Here is an 18,013-nt window from a genome sequence, read left to right on the forward strand (position 1 = left end):
TAAAGCGTGTGAGTGATAAGCCAATTCGAAAGGCACTGCCACGAGCGATTGGTTTTATCTATCGATAACCCCAGAACTGCGCGAGTGACCTCTCTTGTCAGCTATGCCCGAAAGCCGATGAACTCAGAACGGCAAAAATTGTTCATCGGGTCAGCATCGGTGCCAGATAATGGCCGGTATAGCTGCGCTCGACCTTGGCGACTATTTCGGGCGTGCCCTCAGCGACGATCTCGCCGCCCTTGACACCGCCTTCGGGGCCAAGGTCGATGATCCAGTCCGCAGTCTTGATCACGTCGAGATTGTGCTCGATCACCACCACCGAGTTGCCCTGATCGACAAGCCGATGGAGCACCTCGAGCAGCTTGCGGACATCCTCGAAATGCAGGCCAGTCGTTGGCTCGTCGAGGATGTAGAGCGTCTGCCCGGTCGAGCGGCGGCTGAGCTCCTTGGCGAGCTTGACGCGCTGCGCCTCGCCGCCTGAAAGCGTGGTGGCCTGCTGGCCGACCTTGACGTAGCCCAGACCCACTTCCCACAGCATTGCCATCTTGTCGCGGATCGGCGGGACGGCCTTGAAGAACTCGACCGCGTCCTCGACCGTCATGTCGAGCACGTCGGCGATCGAATGGCCCTTAAACTTCACCTCGAGCGTCTCGCGGTTGTAGCGCTTGCCGCCGCAATCCTCGCAGGTGACGTAGACGTCGGGCAGGAAGTGCATCTCGATCTTGATGAGGCCATCGCCCTGGCACTTCTCGCAGCGGCCGCCCTTGACGTTGAAGCTGAACCGCCCCGGCTTGTAGCCGCGCGCCAGGCTCTCCGGCAATGCTGCGAACCAGTCGCGGATGTTGGTGAACGCGCCCGTATAAGTGGCGGGGTTGGAGCGCGGGGTGCGGCCGATCGGCGACTGGTCGATGTCGATGACCTTGTCGCAATGTTCCAGCCCGGTGATCTTGTCGTGCGGTCCGGCGATGATCCGCGCGCCGTTGAGCGCGCGCGCGGCTCCTGCATACAGCGTGTCGATGGTGAAGCTCGACTTGCCCGATCCCGAAACACCGGTGATACAGGTAAAGGTCCCCAGCGGGATGCTCGCGGTGACCCCGGTCAGATTGTTGGCGCGCGCGTTGTGCACGGTCAGCTTCTTGCCGTTGCCCTTGCGGCGCTTGGCCGGCACATCGATCTTTCGCGTGCCGTTGAGATATTGCGCGGTAAGCGAGCGTTCGGACTTGAGGATCTGCTCGAGAGTGCCCTCGGCGACGATTTCACCGCCATGCACACCCGCGCCGGGTCCCAGATCGACGATATAGTCCGCCGTGCGGATCGCATCCTCGTCATGCTCGACGACGATCACGGTGTTGCCGAGATCGCGAAGCCGCTTCAGGGTGACCAATAGCCGGTCGTTGTCCTTCTGGTGCAGCCCGATGCTGGGCTCGTCGAGTACATAGAGCACACCCGAAAGCCCGCTGCCGATCTGGCTGGCGAGCCGGATCCGCTGCGATTCGCCGCCGGACAGTGTTCCCGAGGTGCGATCGAGGTTGAGGTAGTCGAGCCCGACATTGTTCAGGAAGCCAAGCCGCTCGATAATCTCTTTCAGGATGGCCTTGGCGATCTGCTGCTGCTGCGGTCCCAGCTTGTCGTTGAGCGTTTCGAAAAACGCCAATGCATCAGAAACCGACCGCCGGGTCGAGATCGAGATGTCTTCGCCGACGATCTTAACCGAGCGTGCCTCGGGCTTGAGCCTTGCGCCATCACACACCTCGCAGGGCTGTGCGGTCTGATACTTGCCCAGCTCGTCGCGCATCCACGCGCTGTCGGTCTGCAGCAGGCGGCGGTTGAGGTTGCCGATGACGCCTTCGAACGCCTTCTTGACCTCGTACGACTTGCGCCCATCCTGAAAACGCAGAGTAACCGGCTTGCCGCCGGTGCCGTGCAGGATGATCAGCTTCACCTCGCCGGGCAAATCCTGCCACGGCGTATCGAGCGAGAAGCCGAACTCGCGACCCAGGCTGGCGAGAACCTGCATATAGTAGGGCGAGGGCGGGTTGGACTTGGCCCAGGGCACGATCGCGCCCTTCTTGAGGTTCAGTTCCTCGTTGGGGACGACCAGCTGCGGGTCGAAATACATCTTCTCACCCAGGCCATCGCATGCCGGGCACGCGCCCTGCGGGGCATTGAACGAGAACAGCCGAGGCTCGATTGCCTCGATGGTGAAACCCGATACAGGACAGGCAAACTTTTCGGAGAAGATGATCCGGTTGTCGGGAATTCCGGTCTTCTTCATTCCCTTTTTAGTCCTCTCCCCTTCAGGGGGGAGGGTTGGGAGGGGGGAAGTCGCATCCGTAGCGTCTGCCCCTCTCCCTTCGCCGCTGCGCGGCTCTTCCCTCTCCCCTGAAGGGGAGAGGACGCCTACCGTGCCATCCGCCAGATCGACATATGCCAGCCCCTCAGCCAGCTTCAGCGCGGTTTCGAAGCTGTCGGCCAGCCGCGTTTCAATACCCTCACGCACCGCCATGCGATCGACGACCACTTCGATGTCGTGCTTGTACTTCTTGTCGAGCGCCGGAGCCTCGTCGATCTCGTGGAATTCGCCGTCGATCCGCACGCGGGTGAAACCGGCGCGCTGCCATTCGGCGAGTTCCTTGCGGTATTCGCCCTTGCGGCCGCGCACCACGGGCGCGAGCAGATAAAAGCGCGTGCCCTCAGGCAGCGCCATCACCCGGTCGACCATCATGCTGACGGTCTGCGCGGTGATCGGAAGGCCAGTGGCGGGCGAGTAGGGCACGCCAACGCGCGCCCACAAAAGGCGCATGTAGTCGTAGATCTCGGTGACCGTGGCGACGGTCGAGCGCGGGTTGCGGCTCGTCGTCTTCTGCTCGATGCTAATCGCTGGCGACAGCCCGTCGATATGCTCGACATCGGGCTTCTGCATCATCTCGAGGAACTGGCGCGCATAGGCTGAAAGCGATTCGACATAGCGCCGTTGCCCCTCGGCATAGATCGTATCGAACGCGAGGCTGGACTTGCCGCTTCCCGAAAGCCCGGTGATCACGATCAACTGATCGCGCGGCAGATCGATATCCACGCCCTTGAGATTGTGCTCGCGCGCGCCGCGCACGGAAATATGAGTCAGCATGGAGCGCCTTATGTTCTAATGATGTTCTGGTTGCAAGCCGGGGAATGGCGCGCAAGGGTGTGAACCGACCACAAGCCAAGCAGATGGTGCCCGCAGACGCAGCGCGCAAGGGCGCAGGTGCGACGAATGGAACGCCTTTGCGCGACCTGCGTAGCCGTGATAACCGAGATCAACTTTGGTTTGAGGGAAAAATCACAATGACTAACCGCTTCCTGCGCTCAGCGTCTGCCGCTGCGTTGCTGTCCGCCTGTTTCGCCTTTGCTCCGCTGAGCGCGCAGCAGACCGAACAGCCCGGCACAGAAACCCCCGATTCGGGATCGATGGAGCCTTCGCCGGTCACCGAAAACCCCAGCACGCCTGAAGAACAGGCTGCGCGCGAGGCAGCGAACTCGCGCCAGCTTGAGCTGTCAAACGCACAGCTTCAACAGAACGCTGCAAACCAGGCAGAGTATGAAGCCCGTCGCAGCAGCTATGAAAACCAGATGAGGCTGTATGAAAACACGCAGGAATCGCGTGCTCGTGCAGAGGCCGAGTATGCACAGGTCAAACAGCTGTATGACGCGATTCACGCGCAGTGGGAGGCCGATGTCGCTGCATGCACTGCGGGCAACCGCAAGCGTTGCGCGCAGACGCCGCCTGCGATGCCGCAGTAACATGCTCGAGCCGTCAACGGTGCCGGTCGCACCGTTGGCGGTTTATCCCTTTGGTAATATCAAAGTGAACCGCGCGCCTTGTCCCGGCGCGCTTTCTATGGCCAGATCGCCGTCCATCGCCAGCGCCAGCCTCCGCGAAATGTAAAGTCCAAGCCCGCTGCCGCCATCGCCGCTGCGACCCAGCCTCTCCCATTTGTTGAACAAGCGCTGCTGATCTTCGTCGCTGAGGCCGGGGCCTTGATCGGCAACGGTGACGCTGGCCCAGTCCGCACCGTCATCCAGCCTCAGCCAGATCATCGATCCATCCGGAGCATAGTTGATCGCGTTGCCCAGCAGGTTGAGCAGCACCTGAAGCACCCGGCGGAACTCTCCGATCGCAGGCAGCGTCTCGTCTTCGGCAGGCTTGTCGATACGGATCTGGCGATCGGCGGCCTTGAGCGCGAGCAGACCCGCCGCGCGGCGCGATAGATCGGCAAGGTCTACAGGTTCGCGCGCCGCACTAAACCCAGTCGCCTCGACCGCCTCGAGATCCGCCAGATCGTCAACCAGCGCCAGCAGGTGGCGTCCGGCAGAGGCTATGTCGCTGGCATAGCCTGCATAATCGGCGCGCAACGGACCTTCTAGCCGTCCGCCGATGGTTTCTGCATTGGCGATGATCCGTCCAATCGGCAGCCGCAATGCGGGACCGATCTGAGAGCCGAACAGATGCCCCAATCGCTCGCCATCGAACAGAGGCGGAAAGAGCGGCACTGCCGCCGGGTCGGTTGGCGGGGGTGCTTGGCTTAGCGTCAGGATATGCCCTGGCGAGGTCGCGTCATTGCGCAGCGTGGCGGTCCAGTCGCGTTCGTCGCCGATCAGCCTCACCTTCACATCATCGATCTGGGCAGGGTCGTCGATCGGCTCGCCGGTCAAGCGGCGCAAGACCGCTGAAAGCGGCGCCAACAACAGGCGGTCGCTGTCGTCCGGACCGGGATAACCTTTGGGCGGATCGAACCGAAGGATGCGGCCCAGCGGATCAAGCCGGATCTCTGCGTCCAGCGGATTTGCCGGAAGGCCGGGACCTGTGATTTCGATCGGTTGCGGCAGGGGCTGTTCGTGCCAAAGGGTCAGGATCAGCGTGACGCCATTGGCGTCGGGGCTGCATTCGCACCACATGTCGATGAGTGCATCGGCGGCTGCGGTGGTCACCGGGCGCGACAGCCGCATCCCAAGCCTCAGGCTATGCCGTACCAGCTCAAGCAGCGGCGGAACCGCTAGCTCGCCATTGTCGGTTCCGCCCAGATCGTGGTGCAACCGCAGCAGCGGCTCGTCTGCGTGCATAAGGCGCGCGTTGCGATCGACCCGCGCGGTGCTGGCCGCGAAGGACCGGGCGTTTGATGTTGGCACCTGCGCGTTCACCAAACGGGTCCGAGCATGCTGGCGGGCATGAGGTTGCGCCATCCGGCAACGATCCGCGCGGCATCATCCTGACCGATCGCCGCCAGTGCATTGGCCGAAGGAATGGTGTCCAGCCGCGAAGACGCAATCAGGGCAACCCCCTCGAGCAATCCTGAAGCCGCATTGACCGCGATGTCGCAGGCCCGCAGCAGCACCGCAAACCGCGCCAGATCGGGGTCGCGCACCATATCCACGACATGCTCGACCGGAAGCCCGCTCGCCCTGGCTAGCATGGCGAACACGAGTGAAGGCCCGTTTTCACCGAGCGACCAGTCGTCTCCGGTTCGCGGCAATGCATAGAGGTGGCAGAAACGCATCAGCCGGTGAGGGCGGCCGCGCCGTTCGTCGAAAGCGGCCAGGAGCGTATCGGCGGCTGTCCGCAAAGCGATCGGATCAGCGCCTTGCCGCTCCTGCAGCCACGCGAGCATCCGCTGGACCAGCGCGCTGACGCTCTCGGGGGGCAGTTCGGATAGCTCAATGGTGAACCCTTGCGCGTTGCCGATGAACCGGCTCTGCGCGATGATCAACGCCATCGCGGCTTCTGCGAGCTCGTCCTGCGCATCGCCGACCTGCGCCTCGACCCGCGGCGGCAGTTCGGCCATCGCAAGCCCCACAAGCGGCGCATTACGACACAACCGCGCCTCGATCGCGCGGGCATAGAGCATCCGGGTCGCTCCATTATCTGCCAGCACGATGGCCTGCGCGATAGTTGAAGTGTCCACCCCGTCGGTAGAGGGACAAAGCGCATCGACCAGATGCCGCGCGATCGCATCGACAAATCCGCCGGTCAGGCTGAGATCATCCTCGCGCAGCGCCGCCGCCCCATCGGGTGCCAGACGCTGGCGGACCAGCACCGGCATTGCAGCGGCCAGCCGCGCCTGCTCGTCGGCATGGCGCAGCAACGCTCCAACGTCCCGTAGAGCCGGGCGTGCGGGGGCCATGTCGGTATTCATCGGCTTGACCTAGCAATTGCTGGTTAAAATGCTGTTAGTCGTTGCGCGCGAAAAGCACAGCATGGGACGATCAGATATGGGGCTTTGGCGGTTCGGCCGCAACCGTGCCGGTCCGGGTTTGCCACAGCATCAGACCCACCAGAACCAGGTTCCAGACCATCACGACCGGCAGCATCGCACCGAACGGAATCGCGATGAACGCCGCCGTCGCCAGCAGGCTGGGTGATGCTGCCAGCCGGATCCAGCGACGCGGCAGCGGTCCTTCCAGCCGGCCCAGCACCAGCGCGAGAGCGGGAATGATCAGCGCTGCAAAAAGCCCGGCCAGGCGGTCGGATGCTGCCACCGTGAGCACCGTGATCAGCGTGAAGGCGATGGCGAAGGCGAGATTGCGCGCGGTCTGCTCGCTGTCGCGAACCATGCTGGCAGAAAAACGACCGAACAGGCGGTTGGCGGCATGGCCGGCCAGACGCCCCGTGGCGAGCACGCCCAGCGCTGCCATGCTCCAATCCGCAACCGCCAGACCGATCGCGCCGACCGGCAGCGCAAGCGCGGCAATCCGCAGCGCCGGGCCGACCCAGGGCGCCGCCCAGGCGCGCCGCGCAATCGTCTGCACCGGTGCCATGCGCACCAGCCGTGCACCCATTGCGCCTGAACGTGCGGCCAGTTCCTGCATCGCCAACGCGTCGGCTTCGCCTGCATCGCGAACGATCGCGATCCGGCCAGCCTCGGCCAACGCGAACGGGACGACGTGCCGCCGATAGCCACGCTGGACCGCGAGCCGCAGCAAAGCCGATTGCACGCTCCAGTCCTCGGGCAATTCGCGAGCTTCGACCAGATCGCGCGCCCGCACACAGGCCAGGCCCGCCCAGATATGGTTGATATCGATCCGCTCGAACCGTTCGACCAGCGACCGCGCGCCTTCACCGGGAGCGAAGCTGGTAACGAATGTGCCGGTCTCGCGCGCCATCATCGGGATGTCAGCCGGCGCGACGTAAAGCCCGTCAGCGATGATCAGCAGTTCGTCATCGCTGGCCAGCCGGACGCTGATGTCGGCGACCGATCGCACGAGATGAAAATCAATCCCGCACGATGCGGCATAGGCTTCGATCTGGCGGACGCGCTCGCCGACCGAGCTGACCAAGCACAGGATTTCGCCCGCGCCGGCCTGCCGCGCCAGATCGACCTGAAGCATCGCCAGCTGTCCGTTGGCCAGCGGCAAGGCGCCGCGCAGCGCGGTTCCGTTCGGGACGGTCTCGATCAGGGAAAGCAAGGCGGCGCGCACGCGGGTGATCCGGCTCCGTGTTTATCAGGAGCCGCTCTCTTATCGCCCGGCTGGTCCCCTGCCAACCGGCACGGCACCGATGAAGGTTGGTTCTACGCTTTATTGCCGCTGGGCAGGGTAAGCCCCAAACTCGCCCATCGCGGTATCGAGCTCGCGCAGCACCACCGGGTCTCCCGGAGCGCCATCGAGCGCGCGGTCGGCCAGATCGGAAATCCCCTGGACGCCGAAACTGGCGGCAAGGCTGCGGAGCCGCAACGCGGCGAAATGCCAGTTGGCGTCGCAGCGCGCGCGGCGCAGCAGGTCGATGTGATGCGTGGCGCTTTCGACGAACGCCCCGCGCAGTTCGGCGACCAGGACAGGGTCGCTGCCCACGGCGGCGGCCAGCGCCGCGTTCAATGCTCCCGATTCATAAGCCATGCGGCAGTCGAATAGACGATCCGCCTTAACTTTCGGTTTCTGGGAGACGAAAACATGGTAAGGTTAATGCCATGGGCGAGGGGAAAAAAATCATCGATCTGCGGCATGGCCGGAGTGGGGAAACGCTGGGGGCGCACGAGCCTGAGCCGGACATGGCAGCGCCTGCGCTGTCACCACGCGCGGCCGTGGCTGGTTCCGGGCCAATACCCGAGGATTCAGCAGCCCCCTGGATGGATGAAGACGACGAGCTGACGGTTCCCGAATCGGCGACCCGGTGGACGATCGCGGCTGCGCTGGTTGCTGCGGCCTGGACCGGCGTGTTCGTCTGGGCGTCGATCCCGCAATGGCAGGCCGGGGTTACCCCGGCGCTGGCGGTGCAGGCCATCTCGCAATGGGCGGTCCCGGTGGTCGCGATCCTGGCATTGTATCTGATTGTCCAGCGCAACAGCGTCGCCGAAGCGCGGCGGTTCGCCAAGGTCGCAGGATCACTGCGGGCAGAAAGTGTGGCATTGGAAACCCGTCTGGGTGCCATCAATTCCGAACTCTCGCTGGCACGCGAATTCCTGGCCAATCAGAGCCTTGAGCTTGAATCCTTGGGCCGTGTCTCAAGCGACCGTCTGCGCGGCTTTGCCGATGAACTGCGCACGATGATCGAGGCCAGCGATACGGGGATGCGCGCGATCGGCGAAGTCAGTGAAGCTGCCTCCAACAACATGGACAAATTGCGCAACCATCTGCCGGTGATCGCGAATTCGGCCAAGGACGTGACCAACCAGATCGGCAATGCTGGGCGCACCGCGCAGAGCCAGGTCGAAAGCATGATTGCAGCATTCGAAAAGCTCAATGCCTTTGGCCAGGCCGCCAGTACCCAGATCGGTACGCTGGTGCACGATTCGGATGCGGCGACCGTTCGGTTGGCGACATCGGTCGAAACCAGCGGATTGGCGCTGGCGAACAGCGTTGCGCAGGCGAGCCAGCAGATGGACCAAGCGATCGAAACCGTCGCCAGCCGCCTTGCGAACACCCGCGGCAATCTCGACCGTGCGACCGAAACGCAGGCCGAGGCGCTCGAAGCGACGCTGGCGCAGTTGCGCACATCGGTCGACGCCATGGCCTCTGAGATGGCGCAACGCGCCGCGACCAGCCGAAGCGACATGCGCGCCGCCGCCGATGATCTGGGGCTGACGCTGGGCGCGTTGGCCACCTCCACTGGCGAGAGCGAAGAGACCGTGCGCCGAATGATCAGCGCCGCCGATGCGCAGATCAGCCAGGCCGAAAGCCGGCTGCAGACGCTCGACAGGGAAAGTGCCGACGCACTGGCCCGGCTCGCCTTCACGCTCTCGGCGCTCGACAGCAATGCGATTGCGCTGACCGAAAGGTTGGCATCGGGCAGTGGCCATGCGGACATATTCGATGCCAAGAGCGAACGCCTGCGCGGCCTTTTGGGCAGCATCGAGCAACAGGTTTCGCAGAGTATTCCCGGCGCATTGGCGGCGCTCGACCAGACCACCGAAGCCAGCCAAGGCAAGGTCAGCGATCTGCACGGCGCTGTGTCCGAGGTCGATGGGCAGATGGTCCGGCTGGGCTCGATCCTCGGCAATTTCGAAGAACGGATTGCGGGGCAGACGGTCGAGGTCGGCAAGTTGGCGCAAATCAGCGAAGCAGGCTGGCGCGAGCGGACCGAAGATATCGGTGCGTTGATTGCCGCAATGCAGGCCGCGCGCGAGGAAATCGACCATATCAATGCCAACTCTGCGGTGCGGCTGGTTGAGACGATGCGCGACGTGCAGCGCGAGGCGCATGCCGCCGCCGACGAGGCGCGTCGCGCGATGGACCGCGCGATCACCGGCGCAACCCGCAAGCTGGGCGAAGACAGCGGTGCTGCGCTCGAGAAGGTGTTGCGCGGCAAGGCCGAGGAACTGGTCGGAAAGCTCGAATCGGCGATCAGCCGCGCGGTGGGCGCGACCAGCGATGCGACGCTGCACCTCAAGGACCAGCTCACCCGGGTCGATGATCTTGCGAGCCACCTCGAGCGCCGGGTCGCCGATGCGCGTGAGCTGGCCGAAGAGCGCACCGACAACGATTTCGCGCGGCGATTGGCGCTGCTCACCGAGTCGCTCAATTCCGCAGCGATCGATGTCGACAAGATCCTCTCCACCGAGGTCAGCGATACCGCCTGGTCGGCCTATCTTCGCGGTGATCGCGGCGTGTTCACCCGGCGTGCTGTCCGGCTGATCGACAATGGCGAGGCGAAGGACATCGCCGCAGCTTACGAGAACGATCCCGAGTTCTTCGAGCTCGTGAACCGGTACATCCACGATTTCGAGGCGATGCTGCGCACGGTCCTGTCGACCCGCGATGGCGGGGTGATGGGGGTTACGCTGCTCTCGTCAGAAACCGGCAAGCTGTATGTCGCTTTGGCTCAGGCGATCGAGCGCCTGCGCGATTAATCCCTCTTCGTCGCGCTGACCTCAGCAACTGCCGGGGCATTCTCCCAGCCCCCGCCAAGCGCGCGGAACAGCGCGACTTCGGCCTCGGCACGCGCCGCAGCGGCAGTCCCGGTTGCGGCGCGTGCTGCGAACAGGTTGCGTTCAACCTCAAGCAGTTGCAGCGCATTGTCGCGACCAACCCTGAAACGGATGCGGGTGATCCGTGCGACTTCTTCGGCGGCCGTGGCAGCGGTTTGCAGCGCTTCTTCCTGCTCGATTGCGCCTTTGAGCCGGGCCAGGGCCTGCTCGGTTTCCTGCAACGCGGTCAGGACTGCGCCATCGAATGCCGCGAGCCTGCCATCGGCCTGAGCAGATGCCGCGTTGACCCGGGCACGTGCGATGCCATCGATCGGGATCGACCACGAGATCAGGGGGCCGAGCGAAAAGCCAATATTGTCCGATTCGCCCAGAGCGCCAGGAGAGGTGCCGCCGACCGACAGCGATCCTGCGAGCCGGATCGAAGGATAGAGCGCAGCAGTGGCAACGCCCACCCGAGCGGTATCGGCCGCGAGCCGCGCTTCGGCCGCGCGAACATCGGGGCGACGCGCCAGCAGCGCGGCACCATCGCCAACAGGAATTGGAACGCGCACTCTGGGAGGAACTGCACAGGTGTTCGCCGCGGTATCGGTCTGGCTTGGCGGATCACCGGTGAGTGTCGCCAGCGCAAACAGCGCTGCACTCTGCTCGGCCTCGAACTGCGGGATCTGAGCTTGCGCCTGGGCCACCAGAAGCTCGGCATTGGCGACATCGCGCCGTTGCCCGCGCCCGGCCGTAAACAACCGCTGGTTGAGATCGAGAGTGCGTCGCTGGGCGGTCAGCGACTCGCGCGCGATATTGGCCTGTAACCGGCTTGAGCAGGCAAGCGCATAGGTTCGCGCGACCTCTGCGGCGACGCTGACCCGCGCCGCGTCAAGCTCGGCCGCTGCGGCCAGCGCGTCGCCACGTGAGGCCTCGACCGACCGCCGGATACCGCCAAACAGGTCGACCTCGTAGGAAGCGTCCGAGGCGAGCTGGTAAAAGTCGAAGGTGATCGGCTCGGGCGGGGCAAAGCCGACGCCGGCATTGGCTCCGGTGCCGACCTGGTTTGTCGTCGCGGTACCGCTGGCCGACAGCGATGGCAATTGCGCTCCGCGTGCCTCGCGAACCAGCGCGCGGGCGCGGCGCAGATTCGCACTGGCTTCGCGGACCGACGTGTTGTGTTCCAGCGCGCGGGTCACCAGCGCATCGAGCGCCGGATCCTCGAACAACCGCCACCAGCCCTCGGGCAATGGCGTCTGGGCAAAATGCGGGTCTGCGCTTTCGATAAAGCCAGGCGCTGCCGCAGCCGGGGTGCGGGGACGTTCGAAGTCCGGCCCCACGGTGCAGGCGGCCAGGCTGGCGGTCAGCGCGGCGCAAGCGAGCAGACGGTTTTTGATGGTCATGGCTGGTTGCCCTCCACGATTGGGGTTGCAGGGGGTGCGGCGGGCAGCGGATCCTTGCGCCGTCGGTCGGCCGACCACGTCTTGATCCGGTCCTCGAGCGTCCGCACCATCACATAGAAGGCAGGCGTGAACAGCAGGCCGAAGATGGTTACCCCGATCATTCCGAAGAATACCGCGATTCCCAGCGCCTGACGCATTTCCGCGCCTGGCCCCGAAGAGATCACCAGCGGCAGCACGCCCAGAATGAACGCCAGCGAGGTCATCAGGATCGGGCGCAGACGTTGGGCTGCGGCATGGCGCGCTGCCTCGAGCACCGATTGGCCGTGGTCCTCGTTGTGCTTGGCGAACTCGACGATCAGGATGGCGTTCTTGGCCGCCAGACCGATCAGCACCACCAGCCCGATCTGGGTGAGGATGTTGTTGTCCCTACCCATCACGTTGACCCCGAGGATTGCAGCCAGCAGGCACATCGGCACGATCAGGATCACCGCCAGCGGCAGCACCAGGCTTTCATATTGTGCCGCCAGCAGCAGGAAGACGAACACCACGCCGAGCAGGAAGACGAGGGTACCGGTATTGCCCGCCGCCTTTTGCTGGAAAGCCAGTTCGGTCCATTCGAAATCGAACCCTTGCGGCAATGTCTGCCGGGCCAGTTGCTCCATCGTGTCGAGCGATTGTCCGCTCGAATAGCCGGGAAGGGTATCGCCCTGCAGTTCGGCTGACCGGTAGAGGTTGTAGCGCACCACGCGATAGGCGCCCGAGTCGTTGCGTAGGTTCATGACCGCATCTAGCGGAACCATCTGACCGCTGGACGACCGTGTCCGCAAACGCCCGATGTCGGACACATCATCGCGATACGGCGCATCGGCCTGCGCGGTCACCCGGAAGGTGCGGCCCAAGAAGTTGAAGTCGTTGATATAGCTCGATCCCAGATAGGTGCCGAGCGTCGAGAAGATGTTCTCCACCGGAACACCAAGTTGCTCGGCCCGCGCACGATCGATATCAGCGAACAGACGCGGGGTGCGCGTGTTGAAGGTGGTGAACGCGCCTGCGATCCCCTCGGTCTGATTGGCTGCGCCCATCATCGCGAATGCGGCCCCTTCGAGCGCCTGGAGCCCGGCGTTGCCGCGATCCTCGATCACCATCTTGAAGCCACCGCCGGTGCCAAGCCCGGCCACCGGAGGCGGAGCGATCACCAATATGCTGCCCGCAGTGATGCTGGACATTGCGCCACGCAATTCATTGGCAACCTCGTCCGCGCTGATCCGGGTGCCGGCTTCCTTGAGCGTGATGAAGATCGCCGCAGCGTTGGGAGCGTTGGTGAAGGTCGCGCCGTCGAATCCGGCAAACGCAATGGTGCTGACGACGGATTCGTTCTTGAGCGCGATTCCCTGAGCGGTCTCGAGCGCGGCGGTGGTCCGCTGCAGCGAGGCCCCCGGAGGCATCTGCAAGACCCCGATCAGATAACCCTGATCCTGAGCGGGGATAAAGCCCGAGGGCGTATCAGCAAAGCGCCATCCGGCAACCGCGAGCAGCGCCAGATAGGCCACGCCCATGAACATCAGGCTGCGGATGGTCCGCGCGGTCAGGCGGCCATAGCGTTCCGACAGCTTGGCGAACCCGCGGTTGAAACCGCCGGCAAACCGCTTGCCCCAACCGCGCCAGCCAGCGGGGATGTCACCCTCGTGGTGCGCGCGCGGGCGCAACAGCAGGGCAGCAAGCGCGGGCGACAGCGTCAGTGACACAAACGCGGAAAAGGCCGTGGCGCCGGCGATGGTGACAGCAAACTGCTGGTAGAACGCGCCCGAAATGCCGGGAATAAACGCTGTCGGGATGAACACGCCGCACAGCACCAGTGCGATCGCGATCAGCGCTCCGGAAACTTCATCCATCGTCTTGTGCGCGGCATCGAACGGGCTCAGGCCTTCTTCTTCCATCAGCCGTTCGACATTTTCGACCACCACGATCGCGTCATCGACGACGATCCCGATGGCAAGCACCATGCCGAACAATGACAGGCTGTTGAGCGAGAAGCCGAGCAGCGCGAGGATCGCAATTGCACCTGCCAACGCGATCGGAATCGCGATGATCGGAATGATCGCTGCCCGCCAGCTTTGCAGGAACACCAGTACCACGATCGCCACCAGAATGATCGCCTCGATCAGCGTATTCTGCACCGCGGATATCGATGCTTCGACATAGGTGGTGGGGTTATAGGGGATCGAATATGCCATCCCGGGCGGGAAGTCGTTCGAAGCGCGCTTGAGCTCGTCCTCGACCTCCTTGGCCACGGTCAGTGCGTTCGATCCGGGCAGCTGCGAGATTGCCAGCGCCACGGTCGGGCGGCCGCTGGAAAACGCGTTGATGCTGTAATCCTGAGCGCCCAGCTCGATCCGGGCGACATCCGACAGCCGGGTCAGCGCTAGACCCTCTCGCTTGACGACGATCGCGCCAAACTCTTCCGGAGTGCTCAGGCGGCCTTGTGTCTGGACACCGAGCTGGAACGCGGTGCCGTTTGTATTGAACGGGGGCTGGCCAATCGACCCTGCTGAAACCTGCGCGTTCTGCGCGCGGATCTTGCCGACGATTTCATCGACGGTAAGGTTGCGCGAGGCCGCAAGCTCGGGGTCAATCCAGACGCGCATGTTGTAGTCGCGTCCGCCAAACAGCCGAGCCGAGCCGATGCCATCGATCCGCGAGATGCGATCAATGACCTGCAGCGTGGCGTAATTGGAGATGTACGATTGGGGAAGCGATCCATCAGTCGAGAAGAAGTTGGCGACCAGCAACAGATCGGGCGAATTCTTGCGGACCGTCACGCCGATCTGGCGGACCTCTTGCGGCAGACGCGGTTCGGCGGTGCTGACACGGTTCTGCACCAGCACCTGGGCCTGGTCGACATCGGTGCCTTGGGCGAAGGTGACCGTTATCGCAAGGTTACCGTCGCCCGTCGATGATGACGACATATAGAGCATGTCCTCGACGCCGTTGATCGACTCTTCGAGCGGCGCTGCGACCACGTCGGCGATCGTCTCGGCAGTGGCACCGGGATAGCTGGCGCTGACCACGACGGTGGGCGGGGCGATTTCTGGATATTGTGATACCGGCAACGTCGGATAGGCGACGATGCCGAAAATCACGATAAGGATGGACAGGACCGCCGCGAAGATCGGACGGTCGATGCAGAAATGGGCGATACGCATCGGATTACCGCGCCGTTGCTTGAGCAGGCGCAGGCGCAGTGTTCGGCCGTGCAATCGGAGCATCGCCCTTTGCACGGGCCTTGATCGTACCCTTTCGCGGGGTCACCACCATTCCAGGCTGCAACTGTGCAAGGCCGTCGACCACAATACGCTCTGTCGGCGCGATACCGTCCCGGATGACACGCAGTCCTTCGACCATGGGTCCGGTCGATACCGGACGGGGGGTAACCTTGTTGCCCTTACCGAGTACATAAACCAGCTTGCGGGTCTGGTCGGTGAGAATCGCCTCGTCGGGAACCAGCAGCGCGTTGTAGGTTCCGGACCCCAGCAGCCGCGCGCGCCCGAACATGCCGGGGACGAGGAAGCCATTGGGGTTGTCGACCATGGCATAGGCCTGGATCGTCCCTGTCTCTGGGCTGATGCCGTTGTTGATGAACTCCATCTTGCCGCGCCAGCGGAACTCGGGCTCGTCGGCAAGCTGGATTTCGACCGGATTGGCAGCATATCGCGAGCTGCGGCGCTCACCATCGGCATCCTGACGGATGTATTTGAGATAGAAGCTCTCTGCGCCGTCGAAGCTGAACCGAATGGGGTTGATCCGTACGATGCGGGTCAGTTCGGTCTGGCCGGCAGTGACGAAATCACCGACGTCGACGAGGCGATTGGAAACGCGTCCCGAAATCGGTGCCCGCACTTGCGCAAACGACAGGTCGAGCTGAGCCGCCTGGCGGCGCGCCTCGGCTCCTGCGAGCGTCGCCCGCGCCGACCGCAGCGTCGCAGCGAGATTGTCCGCTTCCTCGCGGCTGATCGCATCAAAACCGAGCAGTTCGGTGCCACGGCTCGCCTGCGACTGCGCGTTGGCGAGTGAGGCGCGAGCGCTTGCGACGCTGGCCTCGGCTTCGGCCAGGGTTGCGCGGAAGGGGCGAGGGTCGATTTCGAACAACAAATCGCCCTTGCGGACATCACGGCCATCGCGGAACGCGACCCGCGAGACGGGACCGGAGACCCGTGCGATCAGCTGCACGTCCTCATCGGCAACAAAGCGCCCGATATATTCGTCCCAATCGATAACGGTCCGCTGAAGCGGTGCTGCGACGGTGGCGGCCTGAGTTGGGGGCGGTGGGGGTGGTTCCGAGCTGCAAGCGCTGGTCAGAAACATCAAAGTTGCCGTGATCACGGCGCATCCGGGGGCAATGCGCATTCTTTTCTTCCAATTTCTAGTGCTGCAGCGCAGCGAAGTGGGGGATACCGTAGGGGAAGTCCAGAGAAAAAAGTTGCAATTAACAACTAATATATGTGAATTTTTTGCACCTCTAGCGTCCGGCCTCGCAATTCTCGCCGTTCCTCATGCGCCGGGCAGGGGCAGCTTGCTCCACCCGCGGCGCATTCGGGCCGCCAGGGCGATCGCCGGACGACCGGTAAGTGCGGCAGTTATCCCAACCGGCAATCGCGCCTGCACCCCGTGTTCGTCGCCTGCCTGCCGCGGCGCCCGCTTGCACAGCATGCACGCGGTACCTATCTTTTAGACGGATTTTTGATTTTCAGGGGGAATGCCTGCCATGTTATACCACGATGCCGACGACGATAACGATCTTGCTGGCCAGGATCGCGCCGGCCAGGGCAAAATCCCCGTCCCCGACCATGTCCAGCAGGCGATCATTACGCTGCTCAAATGGACCGGCGATGACCCGGAGCGCGAAGGCCTGCGCGATACTCCGTTACGCGTTGCGCGCGCGTGGAAGGAATACTGCTCAGGTTATGAGGATGATCCCAGCCTCCACCTCAGCCGGACTTTCGAAGAAGTCGGCGGATATGACGAATTAGTCCTGCTGAAGGGCATACCGTTCCAGTCGCATTGCGAGCATCATATGGCACCGATCATCGGCAAGGCGTCGATCGCCTATATGCCGCGTGACCGGGTCGTCGGTATTTCGAAACTCGCTCGCGTGCTGCACGGCTATTCGCGGCGCCTGCAGGTGCAGGAACGGCTGACGGCAGAAGTTGCCGCCTGCATCTGGGAGCATCTGCACCCGCATGGTGTCGCGGTGGTGATCGAAGCCAGCCATAGCTGCATGACCGCACGCGGCGTGCGCACTCCCGGCGTCAGCATGATCACCAGCCGTTTGCTGGGCTGCTTCCTCGATGATCATCGCTCGCGCGAAGAAGTGATGAGCCTGATGGGGTATTGAGCAACATAAATCCTCCCCGGAACGGGGAGGTGGCAGCCCTTCAGGGCTGACGGAGGGGAAGCCGAATTGTGCATCGTTCAATGCGATGCACCCAGACGCTTCCCCTCCACCGCTTCGCGGTCCCCTTCCCGGTGCCGGGGAGGATGTTAGTAAATCAAAGCTTTTCGAGCATATAGTCCGCGCTGCTGACCTTGAAATCGCCCGGTTCTTCGACGAACAACTTATCGACCACGCCATCCTTGATCACCATCGCGAAACGCTGGCCACGCTTGCCCATGCCAAAGCCGCTGCCGTCCATGGTCAGGCCGACCGCTTCGGCGAAATCGGCATTGCCGTCGGCGAGCATGGTGATCGCGTCTGCATTGGCGCCCTTGCCCCATGCGCCCATGACAAAGGCGTCGTTGACCGCAGTGCAGGCGATCTCGTCGATGCCCTTGGCTTTCAGCGCATCGGCCTTCTCCACGAAGCCTGGCAGGTGGCGGGCCGAGCAGGTCGGTGTGAACGCGCCGGGAACCGAGAACAATGCGACGGTTTTGCCCGCGAAGTAATCCTTGCTCTCGACCTGTTGCGGGCCCTCTGCAGTGGCGCGGACAAATTTGGTGTTGGGAATGGTGTCGCCGACTTTGATCATGGGTGTTGCTCCTGCTGTTGAACGGGTCGAGGCTCATGTTGTCGCGCGTGCGACGCATTGCAAGGCCTCATCGATGGGACGCGAACAGCGCCCGTTGCGGGCTGACACGGAGGTCGATCGAAACATCATATAAAGGAATCTTTATATTTGCTTGAAGGGCCAAGTCTGGCTATGGGAACAGCAGTTTCCGATGGCCCTGTTGGCGCATCGG

Annotated in this window: 12 protein-coding genes; 3 read left to right on the forward strand and 9 right to left on the reverse strand. The window is 63.5% G+C overall.

Features of this window, described 5'->3' with window-relative positions:
* Positions 1–142: 142 nt before the first annotated feature.
* Positions 143–3,127, reverse strand: coding sequence for an excinuclease ABC subunit UvrA (gene uvrA / locus IEW00_RS11060; protein WP_188514422.1), 2,985 nt, complete (start codon positions 3,125–3,127; stop codon positions 143–145).
* A gap of 197 nt (positions 3,128–3,324) precedes the next feature.
* Here uvrA and IEW00_RS11065 point away from each other — a divergent pair, with 197 nt between their 5' ends.
* Positions 3,325–3,780: a hypothetical protein gene (locus IEW00_RS11065; protein WP_188514423.1), complete on the forward strand. Its 456-nt coding sequence runs from the start codon at positions 3,325–3,327 to the stop codon at positions 3,778–3,780.
* 42 nt (positions 3,781–3,822) lie between these two features.
* Here IEW00_RS11065 and IEW00_RS11070 read toward each other — a convergent pair whose 3' ends face one another.
* The 4 genes from IEW00_RS11070 to IEW00_RS11085 all read right to left on the reverse strand — a co-directional run bounded on the left by IEW00_RS11070 (position 3,823) and on the right by IEW00_RS11085 (position 7,869).
* A complete protein-coding gene (locus IEW00_RS11070) occupies positions 3,823–5,100 on the reverse strand; it encodes a sensor histidine kinase (RefSeq protein ID WP_188514424.1) in 1,278 nt (425 codons plus the stop codon).
* Positions 5,101–5,174: 74 nt separating this feature from the next.
* The gene (locus IEW00_RS11075) at positions 5,175–6,170 is read right to left on the reverse strand and encodes a hypothetical protein (protein ID WP_188514425.1); all 996 of its coding nucleotides are present in this window, start codon (positions 6,168–6,170) and stop codon (positions 5,175–5,177) included.
* Between the two features lie 70 nt (positions 6,171–6,240).
* Positions 6,241–7,452: a hypothetical protein gene (locus IEW00_RS11080; RefSeq protein WP_188514426.1), complete on the reverse strand. Its 1,212-nt coding sequence runs from the start codon at positions 7,450–7,452 to the stop codon at positions 6,241–6,243.
* A 99-nt stretch (positions 7,453–7,551) separates the two neighbouring features.
* Positions 7,552–7,869, reverse strand: a complete 318-nt coding sequence (locus tag IEW00_RS11085) for an Hpt domain-containing protein (protein ID WP_188514427.1) — start codon at positions 7,867–7,869, stop codon at positions 7,552–7,554.
* Positions 7,870–7,940: 71 nt separating this feature from the next.
* Here IEW00_RS11085 and IEW00_RS11090 point away from each other — a divergent pair, with 71 nt between their 5' ends.
* Positions 7,941–10,319 (forward strand): coiled-coil domain-containing protein, encoded by a 2,379-nt coding sequence (locus IEW00_RS11090; RefSeq protein ID WP_188514428.1) that lies wholly within the window; start codon positions 7,941–7,943, stop codon positions 10,317–10,319.
* Here IEW00_RS11090 and IEW00_RS11095 read toward each other — a convergent pair.
* The 3 genes from IEW00_RS11095 to IEW00_RS11105 are packed head-to-tail and all read right to left on the reverse strand — an operon-like array spanning position 10,316 to position 16,141.
* Complete coding sequence (locus IEW00_RS11095; protein ID WP_188514429.1) at positions 10,316–11,779, reverse strand: efflux transporter outer membrane subunit; 1,464 nt, start codon at positions 11,777–11,779, stop codon at positions 10,316–10,318. The genes IEW00_RS11090 and IEW00_RS11095 overlap by 4 nt on opposite strands.
* Positions 11,776–14,982 (reverse strand): efflux RND transporter permease subunit, encoded by a 3,207-nt coding sequence (locus tag IEW00_RS11100; RefSeq protein WP_188514430.1) that lies wholly within the window; start codon positions 14,980–14,982, stop codon positions 11,776–11,778. The genes IEW00_RS11095 and IEW00_RS11100 overlap by 4 nt, the downstream gene beginning before the upstream one ends.
* A gap of 4 nt (positions 14,983–14,986) precedes the next feature.
* A complete protein-coding gene (locus IEW00_RS11105; protein WP_229736982.1) occupies positions 14,987–16,141 on the reverse strand; it encodes an efflux RND transporter periplasmic adaptor subunit in 1,155 nt (384 codons plus the stop codon).
* Positions 16,142–16,541: 400 nt separating this feature from the next.
* On the opposite strand from IEW00_RS11105, the gene folE reads away from it, so the two are divergent.
* On the forward strand, positions 16,542–17,171 hold the full coding sequence (folE, locus tag IEW00_RS11110) for a GTP cyclohydrolase I FolE (protein ID WP_188514432.1): 630 nt from the start codon (positions 16,542–16,544) through the stop codon (positions 17,169–17,171).
* Between the two features lie 154 nt (positions 17,172–17,325).
* Here the strand turns inward: folE and IEW00_RS11115 are convergent, their stop codons facing one another.
* Positions 17,326–17,802: a peroxiredoxin gene (locus IEW00_RS11115; RefSeq protein WP_188514433.1), complete on the reverse strand. Its 477-nt coding sequence runs from the start codon at positions 17,800–17,802 to the stop codon at positions 17,326–17,328.
* Positions 17,803–18,013 lie beyond the last annotated feature (211 nt).

Source organism: Blastomonas aquatica (assembly GCF_014639875.1).
Lineage (GTDB): Bacteria > Pseudomonadota > Alphaproteobacteria > Sphingomonadales > Sphingomonadaceae > Blastomonas > Blastomonas aquatica.